The following is a 16,703-nucleotide window of genomic DNA, read 5'->3' as shown; positions in this document are numbered from 1 at the left end:
CTTAGAGTGATTGCTGCACCGACGGTCGGCCACTAGGGCAAGTGGCCGTTCTTGGGGACGTTGAATCCAGGATCTGGACTCTCCACGGCAACCCTTCATGATCGCGAGACAGCCCCCGACCAGACTGTTGATAACAGCCAGTCAAGTCCTCCACTCCCCCGGCCTCAGTCAACCAGGCCGCAGGTCATCTCGAGGTGTGCTGTCTTCGGTCGCCCCGTGAAAGAAGACCGAGATGTCCCATCAACCTCGTCACGACCCGGCGTGTTCGCGTCCGAGTGCACGCACACGGGTCAAAGTATCCATGTACCGCAGCGTCGCTGCCGTCATCATTGCGGGGGGCCTGCTCGCCGGCGGCGTGGCGCCTGCCACCAGTGCGCCAGGACCGGTGACCGCCCCTCAGCCGACGGCCGCCAGTTGCACCGCCCAGTCCCCGCCGAGCGACGTCGGGAACGCCATGGCGTGGGAGATCCATCGCCTGGTCAATGAGCAGCGGACGCAAAACGGCCTTGCGGCCCTCGAGGTCGACCAAGGTGTCAGCAACGCTGCCATCAAGCACTCTCAGAACATGGCCCGGACTGGAATCTTCAGCCATGTGATCAACGGCAAAGGCCCCGCTGACCGGCTCAAGGACGAAAACGTCTCGTTCACCTCATACGGCGAGAACATCTACAACACCTGGTGCCAGATGAACGGCAAACCAGCCTATGCCGTAGACGGGTTCCCCCAGAAGGCGGTGACTGCATGGATGAACTCCGCAGGGCACCGCGCCAATATCCTGAACCCGGATTTCACCCACACCGGGATCGGTATCTGGGCAATCCCCAGGGACAACAAGGGGTACATGTACACCACCCAGGTCTTCATCGAGCGCTGACCGCGCTGCGTGAAGGAACGACCAGATAGCCATCGGCCCCCGTCGCGGGTCCCGGTTCGACCGGGATCCGCGACTTCAGACTATTCAACCCGTCCGTCCTGAACGGGTGGGCGACAGATATCAGGGCTCTCCCATCCCCGGGGATGCGAGAGGGTGGCATCACGAATCTTGCGCCTTCTGCGGAGTGAAGAGGTCCTCGATCGTGCATTGGAAGACGTTCGCGAGCCGGAACGCTACCGGCAGGGACGGGTCATACCGGCCCTTCTCGATCGAGATGATGGTCTGGCGGGAGACGCCGAGCTCGTCAGCCAGTCGCTGCTGAGACCACCCGCGGGCCTGCCGGTGCTCCGGAAGCGCGTTCTCCACCTACTGCGCCGATCTCTTCAGCCACACGTAGCGCACGGCGAGGTCGAGCATGGCGAAGAGCACCAGCGCCGATATCGCCCATGTCAGGGGTGCTTCAACCCCCGCCAGGCCGAGTCCTCCGGCGCTGAGACCACCCACGATGAGGATGTCCCCGAACGCTCCGCTGGCCGCCTTGTCATACCAGGCCGACTCGATCGAGTCCTCGGGCTTGTCGAGTGCCCCGGCCAGCGTCGAGCGATCCACCAGCACCGCCCAGCCCAGCGCTGCACTGACCGGGAGGGTGACGACGAAGACCACAGAGAAGGCGAGAATGGGATCCTGTGTGGTGCCCAGGACTAGGAAGAGTCCGCCCAGACCGGCTGAGATGAGCGCGCCGATGGTCAGCGAGACGACCAACAACGTCGTCGAGCTGCCGCCGAATCGTGCTCGTCCCCATGCGCTCCGTGTCGCCCTGTTGGTGTCCATGCCGTCTGCCCTTCCCTCGTCCGCACCCTGTCGTGTCAAGCTCACCTTACAGACAAGCGTGCTTGACGTAAAGACTGCTTTACTAGTTCGAGGAGAGTCCGGACGCGTGAGGGCCCTGTCCCTGTTGAAGTATGACCTGGGCCTCGCCACCCCGGTGCTCATCGGCGACTTCTTCACCGTCCGGCGCCCGCCATGGTACTGATCTGCGCGGGTGGCCCGGCCCCCGCATGACCGTCACCATGTTCTACGCACTCACACGCCCGAAGCCCCGCGTGGAGTGCTGTGGCTGCATCTGCCACTGCATCGTGGCCATGTTCGCCGTCCTCGACGGAAGGCGTCTGCGGTCATCTTCGGTTGCCCTTAAGCGCGCTGGGTTCACACGTCACTGGGTCGAGCCCCGCCGCCATGCGGTGACGTGCCGTCGTCATGCCCTCGCACACAAGCGACAGCTTGCGTACGTTGCCGTTCATACGCAGCACATAGTCGACCGACTGCCAGTCAGCATCAACCGGTGGCACCGCCGTGAGCAGCGATGAGAACGCGATCGCACCCGCAGCCTCACCCATGGCCATGTACTGCGGCTCCATACGTACCGATCCGTGAGCACGGGGAGTCGCCGAGACATTCACTGTCACCATCAGGTTGTCGAGGTTGACCGGGTGGATCACGCCGCGAGGCACTTCATACCAGGGAACGGCCGCGTAAGAAGCCCAGTCGCGGTACATGACACCGTCCCAGTAGCGGTACTCGCTCGGCTTGTTGTCGACGTGGTACGTGCCGATCGCGATGCTCTCTTCGGCAACGCGCTGCGCCGGGTCGTCGATGTTGTGCATGGTCAGCGTCTCTTCGCCGACGATGCGCCGCCCCTCACGGATGTATGGCTCGTACGGCCAGTTCTCGTTGTCCGTGAACTCGTCCGCGCACAAACCGAAACCGGCCATGGATTCACGCACGCCTTCTGGCGTCTCATGCTGAAGGAACCACATCCAGTTGCGCTGATAGTCTTCCAGCTGATCGAATACGGCGTCGCGTTCGCCCGTGAACAGCCCGTCTGGCGCCGGGACGTTGGCGAATCCGTGTCCGTTGTTGAAGTCCCACTTCCCATCCTGGGTCGGGACGATTTGGACGGGCCCAGTAACTCGGCCGTGACCAGCGAGCTGGACTCCCCATGTCAGTCCGCCCTGCCAACGCCGCCACCCGTCGGCGTATCGCTCGTAGTTGCCTGTCTTCGCAAACGGAACCCTGTTGTTCTCGTCCTTCGTCACGCACAGGCGATAGGTCATTGAGATACGACCGTCACTGGCATCGTCGACCCATGACGCGGAGGGCGGGACACCGGTCGTGACGTAGGGGTTCTCCGCGAACGCAGCCTCGGCACCTGACACGTCCTCGGGTTCCAGCTTCGAGAGGACTTTCCAGACACGCTCTGCCCGTGGCTCGTCGTAGTCGAACCAGTCGCCGTAGCCCAGACGGTGGGGAGCGCCGGCAGCGGCGGCCAGTTCGCCGGTGTACGTCGCGTCCACGAAGACCGGGCCGCAATACTGGGAACGGGTGGTGGTGATGCAGTCGATCTGCTCGCCACTTTTCGCTACGGATTCAAGTGTCTCGTCCGTGAAGACCTCAACCCCGGCATCGCTGAGGTGCCCCCGGAAGATTTCCTCTGCATCGCTCGGAGTGACGTTCCAGGCTCCGGCGTCATCGTAGGTATCCCTCACCCCCTGGAAGAAGCGGTCAGCGTAGCCCGTCACCGCGGACTTCCCCCCGATATCGGCTGCGCCAAGACCGTTGGAGATGGCACCGCCAACAGTTGGATACTCGCTGATCAACGCGACTCGGTGCCCGTGCTTCTCACCCCGTTCCGCAGCAGTGACCGCGGCGGCAACACCGGACGGTGACCCACCGAAGACCACGACATCAAAGTCGGAGCGGACTACGGAGATCAGGGACGCCGCTGGTTCACGAGGAACATCGACGCCATCCGCTTCGACTGCACAGCCGGTGAGGCCGAAGACCGTTCCCGCTGAGACGAGGAACGCGAGTAAGACCTGACGCACCATTGATGGATTCGTCTTCGAGTCGCACACCGGTTCAGGCTGCAGGGTCCGTTCTGTCATCGATCTCGCTCCCATTCGGTGCTAGCAGCCGCTCATACTCCGATCCGGGCGCACGTGTAAATTGACGTGATAGTGATTTTCGGCGTCGATTTAGCACAATTATCACGACACGTTCCGGTCATTCACGACCGTCGCCAGACTGGGGTTGGATGTGCACTTATCCTCACGGCATAAAAGTACTTTCTGCCCTCGCTCATCCATAGGGTGGTCCGCACTCGTCAAGCACTGAGATCAGTACAGCGACTGCTCCATCCCACTCAACGCATACGTGGTCCCGTGCTTTTCTGCCCCCGGTCGTTGCGCCATGGGCCGTTACCTATTGACGGCGCCATCATCAGTCGGTCCAGACGAGGTGCAGGGCCTTCCCGAAGGCACCGGCGTCCCGAATGGCGGCAGGGTGACCCAGAAGAATCCCGTTCGAGCCCGTCGGACACGACGTGGCGGGCTCAGGCGGTCAGACGGTTATTGTCGGGGCTCATCGGTGATTCCTATTCTGAATCCACCGCTTTCCAGCTGTCCTAGTGCAGCACCCTTGGGGACAGCCTCACCGGACTGGCCCCCGGGCAAACCCCAGCGCCATCGCGCACAGGATCGCGAGGTGGTCTCGACCGGATCTCCACAGACGGATCTCATCGCCAGAAACCCGACTCACGCAGGGAAGCAGCAGACCGATGAATACAGCGCAGGACAACAGCGGGACGGAGGACCTACGCCGTGCCCTGCAGGAGCTGGGCAAACGGCTGGTCGGCTCGGTGATCGAGCCGCAGGACCCCCTCTACGACGAGGCCCGCGCGGTATGGAACGGGATGATCGATCGGCGTCCACGCGCCGTCATCCGGGCAGGCGCCGTGCAGGACATCGCCCCAGTGCTCGAGGTGGCACGGAACACCGGCCTGGCGTTGGCCGTGCGTGGTGGCGGGCACAGCATCGCCGGTCACGGCACGGTCGAGGACGGCCTGGTGCTGGACCTGGGTGTCTTGCGGAGCGTGGAGGTCGACGTCGAACGCCGGTTGGTGACCGTGGCACCTGGAGCAAGACTGTCGGACGTCGATCGGGCGACCACCGCCCACGGGTTGGTCGTGCCGCTCGGGGAGGTCAGCATGACCGGGGTCGCCGGGCTGACACTCGGCGGGGGGGTCGGCTGGCTGACCCGGACCCACGGTCTGAGCCTGGACAACCTGGTCGCTGCCGACCTGGTCACCGCCCGCGGTGAGCACCTGCATGCCAGTGAGCAGGAGAACCCGGAGCTGTTCTGGGGCCTGCGCGGCGGGGGCGGGAACTTCGGCGTGGTGTCGTCCTTCACCTTCCGGGCACACCCGCTGCCGGCCGAGGTCCTGTGCGCCAACCTCTTCTACAGGCCCGCGCGCTGGCGAGATGCCCTACGTGCCTTCGACCGGTGGGCCCAGGAGCTGCCCGAGGAGATGAACGCAGGCATCACCTTCATCGTGCTCCCGCCCGAGCTGGGCGTGGGCCGGCAACCCTGGATGGTGCTCGGCTGTGTGTGGGCGTCCGAAGACCACGACGCCGGCCGGGGGTTGATCGAGCGCCTACGGTCGGCCGTGGCCCCGGATGCGGAGGAGACCGCCCCGACCTCCTGGACCGTCTGGCAGTCCGCGATGGACGAGATGTTGCCCCCAGGCTCCCGGAGCTACCTGAAGAACCAACCCATCACCGGACTGGACGAGACAGCACGTGAGGTGCTCGTGGACGTGGCCTCGGATATGACCTGGTTCGGGACCGCGATCAACATCTACACCATGGGCGGAGCCTTCGGCCGGATCCCCGACGATGCGACCGCTTTTCCCGATCGCTCGGCGAAGTACTGGGTTGAGATCACCGGCTTCTGGACCGACCCGGCCGAGGACCAGCGGCTCAGCGCGTTCGCCCGGACGGCCCACGCCCGGCTCCAGCCCTTTGCCGCCGCAGGACAGTACGTCAACTTCATCGGTGAACCCCTAGCGGGAGCAGAGGAGACGGCAGAGACGGCACGCCGGGCCTATGGACTCGTCAAGTACGAGCGGCTGGTGGCCCTGAAGAATCGCTACGACCCGGAGAACCTCTTCCGCCTCAACCACAACGTCATTCCCGTTAACGCAGGGACCCCGTCCTAGCTCTGGGACAGGCCATGAGCATGCCACGGCACGGGGCAATGGAGTTCACTGGAGGGCATCCCGACCTGTTGACGAGGAGCTCAGGAGAGAAAGCACCACCAGCAGCAGCATCAGGTCTGAGGCAACCGATGGTGAGTCATGTGCGCCACGCCGGTCCCGGTGTTCGGGACAAGGTTGTGGCAACTGCTATGGCTCCGACAACCTGGGCCACCCCAAGCGCGCGAGTCAGTCCTGGACGCTCTCGGAACCACGCCATCATCGGAGCCCACGGGCCAAACTCCCATCTCGCGCAATGTTCCACTGGGAACAACGTGGTGAGAACTCCGTCACCGATTTTCAGCATGATCACTGTTTCTGCGATCCGCACGTCCACGAGAGCCTCCTCCGGGATGAGGAACACATGTTCCGCATCGCTGCGTGTCGGCATTCTAGGACCTTCGGCGGAACGGTCTCCATACTTAAGCCGCGGGCTCGTGAGTGTCCGCCGCGGTCGAAGGCCCAGCGCCAGCTTCCATGAACTCATTGAACAGGACGAAACGCCCGGGGTTCACGGGGTCGACGTACACCGTGAGGAGTTCTCCCGGGGCCCATGCCGGGTCCGGATACCGTGCCGTGGACCCGAAGGAGTTCCAGGCGCTGCTGAAGGTTGAGATCTCACCGTGCAGGACCTGGCCATGAACGGGATAATCCAGGGTGGCTGTCGTCTGCGTGATGTATCTGCGTCCGGAGTCCCGTGACACGTGCGTTGAATGCTCCACGCTCACACGTCCCACGACGCCGGTGGTCTCGATTCCCCCGCTCTTCAGACGGTTGTAGTGGATCTGTTCGCCGTACTCGAGGGTGAGGTGAACGCAGCCGACACCGAGGATCAGGGTCGCCAGGCCCAGCGCAATCCAACGAAGGATTCCCGTTCGGCGGGCTATACGCTGGTTGTCCCAGCCCGGGGCGAAGTAGCCATTGCCCTGACCGTCATTGACGTACCACTTCGTCGTATTGCTCATCTCAAAGGCGAAACGGCTCCTCGAGACGCAGGGGGATCGCGTCCACCCCTGAGGAGGGACGAACACCTGTCGGGAAGCGTCCTCGATCGGCAACTGTGAGACAGGCTGGTCATTCGGGCGTGCGTTCACGAGACAGATCCTTTCCGCCCAGCGGTTGGATGGGTGTCTGCCCAACGCGAGGTCGAGACCGCCCTCCAGTCATGGCTCGTTCAGCCTCACGATTCTCTCGCACATGGTCGCACATGAATCACGCCCCGCGGATGGTTGCGCTGTCGTGCCACTCCCCCCCCCCAGGGACACACCGGAGGTTGCGCTACTGACGGCCGTGGCGCCCCGGGGAGCAGGCTTCAATCACGGTTCGGTCCCGAAGCACCGTTCGGCCTAGCGAAGAGCGGTTTTCGACGCAACGACGGGATAGCTTGAGTGTGCCTGCTGCTCCTCGCGGCCCCTGGGGTGAGGTCCTCGCCCTGCCGGAAATGAGTGGCAGTTCTTCCTGTCATCGCCATCGCTGTCGCACGCACCTTCCGAGAGGACCCTCCATTGACACATACGTCATTGCCCGCACCCCGACCGCCCGCTTCCAGTAGGAAGGCGGCCACGGCCGCGGTGCTCGGCACCGTGCTGGTGGCGGCATCGCTGTCGGCGATCCCGGCCAATGCCGCCACCGGGGCCGGGACCATCGCCCCCTACGGCGGTTACGTCCAGGACATCTCCATCGTCGAGGACCGGCTCACCGCCGAGGACGACCACCTGACGGTGGCCGTCGACTTCTGCCTGGTCCCGGGCTCCTTCGCCCGCCGGGGCGTCGAGGACATCTGGCTGGACACCGCCACGCCCATCGCCGACTACGAAGGCCCCTACGACCGCTTCATGTTCTACACGGGCATGACCGTCGGGGACGCCACCGGGAAGAACACGTTCCGGGTGGAGATGCAGGCCGCCCCGCTGGAGACCGAGGTGCCGCTGTCGCAGGCGATGATCTCCTTGTATCCGATCTCAGGACCGGCGACCTCGAAGGGTGGTTGTGGCACGGTAGAACTGCCGGTTCAGATCCCGCCGTACTACTGGGAAGACAGGTCCCTGACGAAGTCCTTCACGGGCAGCGACGCATTCGGCAACCGGTTCACCGACAAGGTCACCCTGGGCCGCGGCGGCCTAGACACCCTTGATGCGGCCGAGCCGCAGCTGCGCCCCGACCTGCTCTGGGACGGCTCCGTCGAGTGGTACTCGATCACCCCCGAGGGCCCGGCCGAGTCCGTGTCGCTCACCCTGGACATCCCCGGTCAGTGCAGCGACGTGGAGTGGATGGGATCTTCCGCCGGAGAGGGCACCGAGGACTGGCGGACTGGCCGGGTCTCCTGCGCCCAGGGCGTGGTGCGAGCCCGCCTCGACGGCGGCCTGGCCGGGAACGAGCGATTCACCGTGGATGCCCGGGACACTTCGGGCCTCACCCCCGGGGAGTCGGTCGCGGGCCGGACCACCGTCAACCTCGACGGGGAATACCACCGACTGTCGGAGACCGTCGAACTGGCCGAGGCCACCGCCTCCTTCGAACGCCCCTGGGCCCCGGTGGCCCACGGGGACCTGTGCCCGGTGTCCTTCTCGGACATCCGTCCCGGAGGGGCGTTCTTCGGGCCCATCCAGTGGCTGGGCTGCGAGGGCATCTCTGCCGGCCAGTCCAACGGGGCCTTCGGCGTGAACCGGCAGATCACCCGCGGGGAACTGGCGGCCTTCCTGATGCGCGCCTACGGTGAGAAGCACCTGGATCCCATCACCGCGCGCCAAGAGCGGCGATGGCTGCCGCCTAAGACCAGCCCGTTCACGGACATGACGCCCCGTTCGGCCCACTACGCGGCGGCGACCTGGCTACGCTCGATGGGCATCGCCGGCTACGCCGACGGCACCTTCAAGCCCAGCCAGCCGGTCTCCCGTGTCGAGGCCGCGCAGTTCATCTACCTGGCCGACCACGCCGGCGAGGACTGGAACGCACCGTCCAGAAGCCCGTTCGCTGACATCCCGGCCACGTACAGCCGCTTCGAGGCGATCAGCTACCTGTACGCCACCGGTGCCACCCGCGGTTACACCGACGGCACCTTCCGCCCGAGCCGGGACATCACCCGCGGGGAGATGGCCAAGTTCGTCGAGACGGTCTTCAACGACTGACCCGGCAGCATCGTGACACGGCACAGGCCGGTCGGCGCCCTACCGGCACCGGCCGGCTTGTGCCGTTTGCACCTCCCAACGCCCCGAAGGGTCGTGCGGGCCCCTGATGAAAGGAATGCTGCTGCGTGAGGACCGTCGGCCTGCCGTGGAGTCCGAAGCGTTGATCCTGCTCCCGGACGCGGTGGAGGAGGTGGAGGACGTCGTCTCCCAGCCGGAGCGGTGTCTGGTGAGCATGTATGCCGAACCGCAACGGGCAGCGCGAGTGTGGCGCGAGCGACGGACGAGACACCCCTACGGTAGCGAGGGGCTGCTGCGCCTGTCCTACTGCGGAGGAGAACTCCTAAGCCCGGGCTGAGGGGATGAGGTCTCCGGAGTGTGGTTCGCCCTGATCGAGTGCGTCCAGGCGTACGTGGAGACCGGCAGAGGCTTGACGTCGTTCCCCGGCCAACCGGTGGACGTGGAGTTGCGTCGCACCGCGGCGGGAGGACGACGCCGCACCCCGCAATTGACTTGCCAATGAGGAAACTGATTCACTTGCAGATATGGAAAACAATGCCTCCGCCGAACCCACCGCTCGACCCTCCAGCATCCAGGCGCAACGGCTCCTGCATGACCTGGAGTCCGATCGAGCGGCCCTGGCAGAGCGGCTCGCGGCGCCCGGGTGGCTCTACCCGCTCGTGGCCCTGATCGTCGCCGGTTACGTGGCCACACCAGCCGTCCGGTCGAGCGAGCCACGCAACGCCGTGGTGGGAGGTCTCATCGTCGGCACCATCGTCGTGCTGATCGCCTACCAGCGGCTGTCCGGAGTTCGGGTGGGGCGCATACGCGTCCGGGCCGGTGCGGTGCTGACGGCCCTGCTCGTGGTGACCCTGGTGTTGCTGAGCACGTCCTATGGCCTGGTGGCGTCGCTGAGCGCGTGGTGGGTGCTGGCACCGGCATCAGCGTGCTTCGTGGTGGTCCTGTTCGGCGGCCGATGGTTCGATCGCCTGTACCGAGAGGACCTGGGTCATGGCCGCTGAAGCCGCTTTCGACGACACCATCCACGCCCCTCTCCGTCTTCGCATCTGCGGGGTTCTTCGCCACCTCGAGGAGATCGACTTCGCAGTACTGCGCGACACCCTGGGCACCACCGACGCCACGTTGTCCAAGCATCTCAGAGTGCTCCTCGACGCGGATTACATATCGATGACCAAGAGTCCATCACCGAACCGCGCCGATGCGCGGCGCCTCACCTGGATCAGGCAGACGCGGACCGGCAGGCAAGCCTTCGACGCGCACATGGAAGAACTTAGGCGGATCGCAGCCGGGCTCTCCACCACATCAGCCGACCCCCCGTGAAGCCGACCCGCCGCCTGAGGATCCCCCAGCCTGGGGCGGAGAGCCCGCCATGCTGGTGACGCACGATCGACCCGTGCACAACGAGCGGCGACGGGGGGCGGCACCAGGCGGGCCGCACGGGTTGTCTCGACCATCGCGTGGTCCGTCAGCAGAGCGTCGACGTGTTCGAGACATCTCCCACGCGCCCTCAGTCCACGAGCTGGAGATCGAACTCCGCAGGGCCAGGAAGTGTGTCGTGATCATCGGCAAGGGACATGTAGTTCACGGAGTGGAGATATCCATCGATCACCCACAGTTCCACGAGTCCCAGACACTCCCCCCGGCGCCGGACCTCGAGGACGGAGAACGGGCCGCCCTCATGATGGATGCGAGTAGACGGTGGCAGCTCGGCGACGGAGAGGCGGAAGCAGTCGCAGTCCTCGAACTCGTAGCCTCCCCACCGGGCAGACCGGAGCTGCTCGCGCACCGGCACGCGGTGCGGATCATCGCCACCGCAGAGCAGCTCCAGGAGAACGCGCTCGAGCGAGGTGAAGGGATCCCCGGCCATGCGTTGACGACGTGCCTTCATCTCGTCACCGTACGACACCACGGGGTGGTTCGGTGCCATGGACCGCGACGTGGGACGCTGCCCGATGGCGAAGGAACAGGGAGGACCCGTCCCTGGTCGTGCCCAGGAACCGGCCCCCCCCTCGCCGAGGTGCCGGGTGGTTACCTGCCGGCCGTGATGGTCAGCGACTGTGCCCTGCTCGTGGTGTGGACCGGAGACCAGGACGTCTTGGTGACCTGCTTGGAGGTCGTCGTCGACGTGTACAGGTAGTCCCTGACGGACTCTACGTACGGGTAGAGCGTGACCTTGGCGGTCGACCCCGGGACCGGTTTCACGGCCCCCTCGGACACGGTGTCCTCCAGCCACAGCACCTCGTTGGCCAAGTCGTTGGCCCGGTTCGAGGCGGTGTCGGGGAAGCGGGCTGCGAGGGCCTCATAGGATCCGTCGAAAGCGCCGGTGCACTTAAGGTCGATGAACTCGATATCCACGCGGCCAAGGAACGGGTCGACATCGGATTCCACCGGCCAGACCTTGGCCACCGTGCACGTCATGGCCACCGCGCTATCACCGTCGGACACCAGTTTCCTGGTGGTGCTCTTCACGGTGGTCGTCGTGGTGACGGGGACCTGGTACTTCACCGTCGTGGTGGCACTGTATTTCCCAGCCTTCAAGCGAGCAGTGGGCTTGGCAGAGACGAGCGTCTTGGATCCTTGCTTGACGGTCAGCGTCTTGGACACCAGTCGGGCTCCCGAGGCGAGGGATACGTTGGGCGCCACGGTGACCGTGCCACCGCGTGGTGCGGTCTTGGCGGGGATGGTCTTGACGGTGACGGCCTCGCGCACCACCAGCGCCTGGGTCCTGCTGGCCGTCTTCGAGACGGACCCGACCTTGTAGGTGACCCGGGTGGTGACCGAATAGGTGCCGGCCTTGAGCGAGGCGCTGGCCTTGCCGGAGACGAGCGTCTTGGTGCCTTGCTTGACCGTGAGCGTCTGCGCGGTCACGGAGGCACCGGCGCCCGCGACGGCCGAGGGACGAACCGTGGCGCGGCCCCCGACCTTCACGATCGGGCTCGCGATCATCTGGAGAGTGACGCGTGGGGTGGAGGTGGACGCCGCCACGAAACCGGTGGCGACTGCGGCGGTGCTTGCGGGCGACGAAGACGGAGCGGCCGAAGCCCCCGCCGCCGTGCCGAGTACGAGCGATGAGACGGTTGCGATGGTCGCGATGGCGCGACCCCATGATGAGGCCAAGTGGTTCCCCTGCAAGTCAGGCGGCGCTTATGGCGCCTGCGCGTGTGATGCAGGCATCATAACCGCCTCCGGAGTGCCCGACGGGGACATCCCAGGGTGGGGGCCCTGCCGTTCACGCAGGGCCGTGGAGAAGGCGCCGACAGTGTCAGCTGCTGGCACCCGCCATCAGGGTGGTCAGTCGGTGCGGATGAGGCACCAGGCCTTCTCGAAGGCACCAGCGTCCAGGTCGGACTGGCGCATCCACACCTCCAGGCTGCCGGCGTCCCCGAACCAGCCCTCCAGCACGGTCCAGCTCTCGATCTCCAGGATGAGCCGGTATTCGTCGCCGCCAGTAAGCGGCAGGACCTCGGGCAGGATGTCCAGGGTGGCGGTGTGGTGGCCCCGGGAGCTGTAGCCGTAGGCGTGGGTGGTGGGGATCGCGTAGTCCCCGCCGATGCCTCGCTGGGTGATCCACGCCCGTTGCAGGGCCTGGGTGAGTTCCTCGAGCCGGTCGACGTCACCGGCGTTCTGGGGGGAGAGGTCGAGGGGCGAGGGCAGGGCGAAACTGGAGAACGGCAAGGCCAGCTGGCAGACCTGGTGTGGAGTGTTTCCGGGCCCGGGGGCCTCGATCAGGGCTGGGCGTGTGCCCGTCGGATCATGGGACTGACCGCCCGTCGGGTACGCGGGAACTTGCGTCACGATGACAGCCCAGGCGCCTCGGGCCTGATCACCGGGGTCATACCCGAAGGTCCGCAGATCGTGGAAGACCTGCAGGATGCCCATCCGCGGCAACCCTTCCTGGAGCTGCCCTGCTGGCCAGGTGGCCTTCCCGGCGCGGTCGATGGCCCCGTCCAAACCAGCCAGGTCGATGGTCGCCACGTGCGACAGCGGGGTGCCGTCTGCCGCGTGCGGCCAAGCGCCCACGTCCACGGTCGGCCCACCGAACCAGCAGACCTGAGCTCCAGTCGGCCAGACGTCGCGCAGCTCCTCCTCTCCAGGTTCGAAGCTCTGCTCGCTGAAGGTTGGCGAGTAGAGCAGGCGGTCCTGCCATTGCGTCCCATCCTGCTCCCGGAGCCAGTCGAGAGCGGCCGGGTAGGTCCCGTGGATGGGCGGGAAGGACTCGGGTGAGAGAGTCAAACGGTAGCTCCTAGGGTTCTGAATGTGCGTGGTCGCTGCCCTGAGGAAGTCGTCGACCGCTGAGACGGCCCCGATCGAGTGCAGCCGTACCCATGACGAGTTCCGGCCGCGGCCGGGCTCAGGCCCAGAATGTGTCGGATGCGGCGGTGTCCTCCAGGAACTCCCGGCACTCGATGACCTTGCCGTCCCGCAGGACGAACACGGTGACCGTGTCCTGATCCAGGGTCTTGCCATTCCTGACCGCATGACTGTGGTGGATCCCCACCGTATGGGTCTCCCCGCCGATGATGTCCCGGACCGTCACCCGCAGGGACCCTTGGGACCGCTCACCCAGCTCTCGGAAGAACGCCAGGATGGCCTCTCGTCCTCGCTTGGCCCCTGATAGCGCACCCTGTCCGGGGACGTGCCAGACCGCGTCCTCGCCGAACAATTCGCCGAGGGCCCCAAGATCCCCTGCGCTGAAGGCCTCGTAGCCGCGCCGAACCAGTTCGGCGTCTTCAACCGCTCCCATGCCCAACACCTCTCCTTCGCCGGTCGTGTCCGGACGGCTTGAGAGTATTCCCGGCCCCCACCCCCGGTCGAGGTCCAGGAGCCCGGTGCTCCGCTGGGTGAACCGCGCGCCAGGACTATCCGCTGCACCCGGGACCCCGTGTAATCTCGTCGCTCACGGTGGGTGCTCGCCACCGGACCGGCACGGCGTCGAGTGCGCAGGCACAGGCGTGGGACGGCGGGGAAGGGAGACGTCCGTGGAGTTCCAGGGCGCCATGGAGGCAGTGGGCAAGGCGGTGGACATCGCCGGAGTGGTGGCGATCGTGGTGGGCATCGCCGTGGCGAGCTTCATCGCCGCCGGGGCGCTGCTCGGCAAGGGGCCGGATCGGACAGACGTCTATCACCAGTATCGACGACGCCTGGGGCGGTCCATCCTGCTGGGGCTGGAACTGCTCGTGGCCGCGGACATCATCCGGACCGTGGCCGTCACGCCCACCTTCGCCTCGGTCGGCGTGCTGGCGCTGATCGTCCTGATCCGCACCTTCCTGAGCTTCTCCCTCGAGCTCGAGATCACCGGCCGGTGGCCCTGGCAGAAGAAACCCCTGGAGACATAGGCACGGCCGGCCCCGGTGCCGTTGGCTCGTTTCCTCCCCCTCCCCCGCCTGACCGTGGTCCCCGCGACAGACACGCAGGACCGTGCCGGTGCCGGCGAGCGCTGATTCCCGGCACGGGCGGCGATGCCACCACGACCAGGGGTCCTCCCGCCGCACGGCAGGAGGACCCCTGGTCCCGGGCCCTGCCTACTGGACCGGAATGTTGCCGGCGTAGTCCGTCTGGTATCCGGTCACCGGCTGGTGCGGGATCTCCTCCCACCGTTCCGGATCCTCGTGCTGCACCTCTCCCGTGGCCATCCCGAGCAGGAGTTCCTTCAGTGCCAGCACGTTCTGTCGGACCGACTTGCCACGGGCCTTCTGTCCCAGGCTGCCGTCGGAGGTGTTGCCGCTCGTCTCGAAGAACACGACCGGGTTGGTGTGCCCTTCGGGGTTCAACCCCTGGTAGTCCAGACCGAGCATCATGGCCGAGACGACACCGCCCTTGATGTCGATCTCCATCCCGTTGCCCACCTGATAGCGGTCCATGTTGATGGATCCGTACTTCGAGAGCTGGTCGTAGACGTGCACGAGCATCTGCCGGGTCAGGACGTCGTAGGCCCCTCCTTCAAGCCCGGGCAAGGTGGGCCCGCCGGGTGCCAGGGAGATGCCGAGAGACAGGGTCACGTCATCGCCTGTTCCCCATTCCTTCTTCAGGCCCTGGTGATGGATGTCCACCCCGAAGGCCGGGTCCACCATGGTCCAGTACTCGTAGAAGGCCAGGGACTCCTTCGCGGCGAAGCCGTTCGCGGTCCAGTCCCGGTTGAGGTCGACGCGCTGTTCACGCCCGTTCCCACCGGGCTCGGGGGATCCGGTCACGTCATCCCACAGGAGCGTATGGCGGATGTTCGCCTCGGCGCCGTCCGGGTTGTACATCGGGATGATGTGGAAGGTGTACTTCTCGCGCAGGAGGTCGTAGTCCGATGACCCGTTCGTCCCCAGGTCCTTGAGGAGGGTCAGCAGGGAATCGGTGCCATAGGGTTCGTTGCCGTGGATCCGTCCTTGGAGCCAGACGTCCTCCGGCCCCGTTCCCACGGTGGCGACGTAGAGGTCGCGGCCCTGTTCGGAGGTGTTCACGGACGTCCCGGCCTCGGCGAGGGTGAAGACGTCCACGGCGAAGCGTGAGGTCTGCTCCAGCTTCTTCAGCTCCTTCTCGACATCCGCAGGGGTCAGGATGCTGGAGATGGTGGTCTCGCCCGTGGGCGAGGGGAAATTCGCGTCCGCCATCGCGGGTGCGACGCCGGCCGGCACCGCGAGCGCCAAAGACGCCGCGGTCACGACGGCCGCAAGGCGGCCGCGCCGTGTGGATCGTGGGGTGGACTGCATGACCCTCCTGAGGATTCTTCCGTGGTGTCACGGCGACATACGTACTGGTCAGGGCCACGATCGTCGATGAACGAGGCCCTCCCGCAGTGTAGATGTGTCCCATGTCACCTCAAGGTGACGGCCTGAACCGTGGACTGACTGCTCGTCGGACGCCCCGAACGGCGGGTGAGGTCCATTCGACCCCCGCATACCTGATGATCTATCTGCGGGCAGCGGCCAGCATGCACGGTCCCCGTGACCGTGTCCGGGCGGCACGATGACAGGGCGGCCTCGGAGCAGGGCCGAACGCCGTTCACGCTGGCCATGAGCAGCAATGCGGGCACGTCGCTGTTGTCGACGGTCGCGGGGGCCATGATCACGACCGTCGGTGCCGTCTTCTCGCTGACCGTGATCAGCCTGCACCGCCCATCTCCACGCCGAGGGCCACCCCGAGCGGGCGGAAGCCCTGGACGAGTTCGCCGGAGACGTCGCGTGACCGCTTCGAGTACGAGTGATCGCCGTGCGGCGCATCGGGGCAAGTCAGGTAGCCCTGGGGTACAGGCCCCGGGGCCTGCGAGCGCGGTCCGGGCCTAGATTCGATATCGGTCGAGGACATGCCGGGAATCCCCCCCTCCAATCCCGGCATGTCCTCGATTCCGCGGGGCCACGCCGGCACGTCCGGCGGCACGCGAGGCAGCTCGAGTTGGGAGACGGGCGATGGACCTGTAGTGTTGGGTGTTCCGACGCGGGGTGGAGCAGTTCGGTAGCTCGCCGGGCTCATAACCCGGAGGTCGCAAGTTCAAATCTTGCCCCCGCAACGAAGAAGACCCCGGCCCCTCAGGGCCGGGGTCTTCGTGTTTCCTCGCCGTATCCGGCCCCGTGGCCATCCTCCCCGTCCACGTCCGGGTGTCGTG

The 16,703-nt window shown here is 65.9% G+C and carries 15 protein-coding genes and 1 tRNA gene; 7 read left to right on the top strand and 9 right to left on the bottom strand.

Features of this window, described 5'->3' with window-relative positions; genetic code table 11:
* Positions 1 to 301: 301 nt before the first annotated feature.
* A complete protein-coding gene (locus Q0283_RS03410; protein WP_298042941.1) occupies positions 302 to 874 on the top strand; it encodes a CAP domain-containing protein in 573 nt (190 codons plus the stop codon).
* Positions 875 to 1,033: 159 nt separating this feature from the next.
* Here Q0283_RS03410 and Q0283_RS03405 read toward each other — a convergent pair whose 3' ends face one another.
* The 3 genes from Q0283_RS03405 to Q0283_RS03395 all read right to left on the bottom strand — a co-directional run bounded on the left by Q0283_RS03405 (position 1,034) and on the right by Q0283_RS03395 (position 3,762).
* Positions 1,034 to 1,240: a helix-turn-helix transcriptional regulator gene (locus Q0283_RS03405; RefSeq protein WP_183525424.1), complete on the bottom strand. Its 207-nt coding sequence runs from the start codon at positions 1,238 to 1,240 to the stop codon at positions 1,034 to 1,036.
* On the bottom strand, positions 1,241 to 1,705 hold the full coding sequence (locus Q0283_RS03400; RefSeq protein ID WP_183528618.1) for a hypothetical protein: 465 nt from the start codon (positions 1,703 to 1,705) through the stop codon (positions 1,241 to 1,243).
* A gap of 344 nt (positions 1,706 to 2,049) precedes the next feature.
* Positions 2,050 to 3,762 carry an FAD-dependent oxidoreductase gene (locus tag Q0283_RS03395; RefSeq protein ID WP_298042936.1) on the bottom strand — a complete coding sequence of 571 codons (1,713 nt, stop codon included), beginning with the start codon at positions 3,760 to 3,762 and terminating at the stop codon, positions 2,050 to 2,052.
* A 728-nt stretch (positions 3,763 to 4,490) separates the two neighbouring features.
* Here Q0283_RS03395 and Q0283_RS03390 point away from each other — a divergent pair.
* Complete coding sequence (locus tag Q0283_RS03390; RefSeq protein WP_298042933.1) at positions 4,491 to 5,930, top strand: FAD-binding oxidoreductase; 1,440 nt, start codon at positions 4,491 to 4,493, stop codon at positions 5,928 to 5,930.
* Positions 5,931 to 6,388: 458 nt separating this feature from the next.
* Here Q0283_RS03390 and Q0283_RS03385 read toward each other — a convergent pair whose 3' ends face one another.
* Complete coding sequence (locus tag Q0283_RS03385) at positions 6,389 to 6,931, bottom strand: DUF3592 domain-containing protein (protein WP_183525415.1); 543 nt, start codon at positions 6,929 to 6,931, stop codon at positions 6,389 to 6,391.
* A gap of 555 nt (positions 6,932 to 7,486) precedes the next feature.
* On the opposite strand from Q0283_RS03385, the gene Q0283_RS03380 reads away from it, so the two are divergent.
* The 3 genes from Q0283_RS03380 to Q0283_RS03370 all read left to right on the top strand — a co-directional run bounded on the left by Q0283_RS03380 (position 7,487) and on the right by Q0283_RS03370 (position 10,432).
* Entirely contained in the window at positions 7,487 to 9,094 is a 1,608-nt protein-coding gene (locus Q0283_RS03380) for an S-layer homology domain-containing protein (RefSeq protein WP_298042931.1), read from the top strand.
* A gap of 542 nt (positions 9,095 to 9,636) precedes the next feature.
* Positions 9,637 to 10,113, top strand: coding sequence for a hypothetical protein (locus Q0283_RS03375; RefSeq protein ID WP_183525410.1), 477 nt, complete (start codon positions 9,637 to 9,639; stop codon positions 10,111 to 10,113).
* Complete coding sequence (locus tag Q0283_RS03370) at positions 10,103 to 10,432, top strand: transcriptional regulator (protein ID WP_183525408.1); 330 nt, start codon at positions 10,103 to 10,105, stop codon at positions 10,430 to 10,432. Before Q0283_RS03375 ends, Q0283_RS03370 begins: the two co-directional genes overlap by 11 nt.
* A gap of 187 nt (positions 10,433 to 10,619) precedes the next feature.
* Here the strand turns inward: Q0283_RS03370 and Q0283_RS03365 are convergent, their stop codons facing one another.
* The 4 genes from Q0283_RS03365 to Q0283_RS03350 form a co-directional block, all read right to left on the bottom strand.
* Complete coding sequence (locus Q0283_RS03365) at positions 10,620 to 11,000, bottom strand: hypothetical protein (RefSeq protein WP_183525405.1); 381 nt, start codon at positions 10,998 to 11,000, stop codon at positions 10,620 to 10,622.
* A gap of 140 nt (positions 11,001 to 11,140) precedes the next feature.
* On the bottom strand, positions 11,141 to 12,058 hold the full coding sequence (locus Q0283_RS03360) for a hypothetical protein (RefSeq protein WP_183525402.1): 918 nt from the start codon (positions 12,056 to 12,058) through the stop codon (positions 11,141 to 11,143).
* Positions 12,059 to 12,403: 345 nt separating this feature from the next.
* The gene (locus Q0283_RS03355) at positions 12,404 to 13,345 is read right to left on the bottom strand and encodes a DUF1963 domain-containing protein (RefSeq protein WP_298042926.1); all 942 of its coding nucleotides are present in this window, start codon (positions 13,343 to 13,345) and stop codon (positions 12,404 to 12,406) included.
* Positions 13,346 to 13,463: 118 nt separating this feature from the next.
* Complete coding sequence (locus Q0283_RS03350) at positions 13,464 to 13,856, bottom strand: nuclear transport factor 2 family protein (protein WP_183525396.1); 393 nt, start codon at positions 13,854 to 13,856, stop codon at positions 13,464 to 13,466.
* 235 nt (positions 13,857 to 14,091) lie between these two features.
* Between Q0283_RS03350 and Q0283_RS03345 the strand changes: the two genes are divergently transcribed.
* Positions 14,092 to 14,448 carry a DUF1622 domain-containing protein gene (locus Q0283_RS03345; RefSeq protein ID WP_183525393.1) on the top strand — a complete coding sequence of 119 codons (357 nt, stop codon included), beginning with the start codon at positions 14,092 to 14,094 and terminating at the stop codon, positions 14,446 to 14,448.
* Between the two features lie 186 nt (positions 14,449 to 14,634).
* Here the strand turns inward: Q0283_RS03345 and Q0283_RS03340 are convergent, their stop codons facing one another.
* A complete protein-coding gene (locus tag Q0283_RS03340; protein WP_183525390.1) occupies positions 14,635 to 15,810 on the bottom strand; it encodes a M14 family zinc carboxypeptidase in 1,176 nt (391 codons plus the stop codon).
* A 723-nt stretch (positions 15,811 to 16,533) separates the two neighbouring features.
* Between Q0283_RS03340 and Q0283_RS03335 the strand changes: the two genes are divergently transcribed.
* Positions 16,534 to 16,607: transfer RNA gene (locus Q0283_RS03335), tRNA-Met, on the top strand.
* The last annotated feature ends 96 nt before the right edge of the window (positions 16,608 to 16,703 follow it).

Source organism: uncultured Citricoccus sp., from assembly GCF_937871995.1.
Lineage (GTDB): Bacteria > Actinomycetota > Actinomycetes > Actinomycetales > Micrococcaceae > Citricoccus.
The sequence above is the reverse complement of the archived record's forward strand: the minus strand, read 5'-3'. Positions and strand labels throughout refer to the sequence as shown.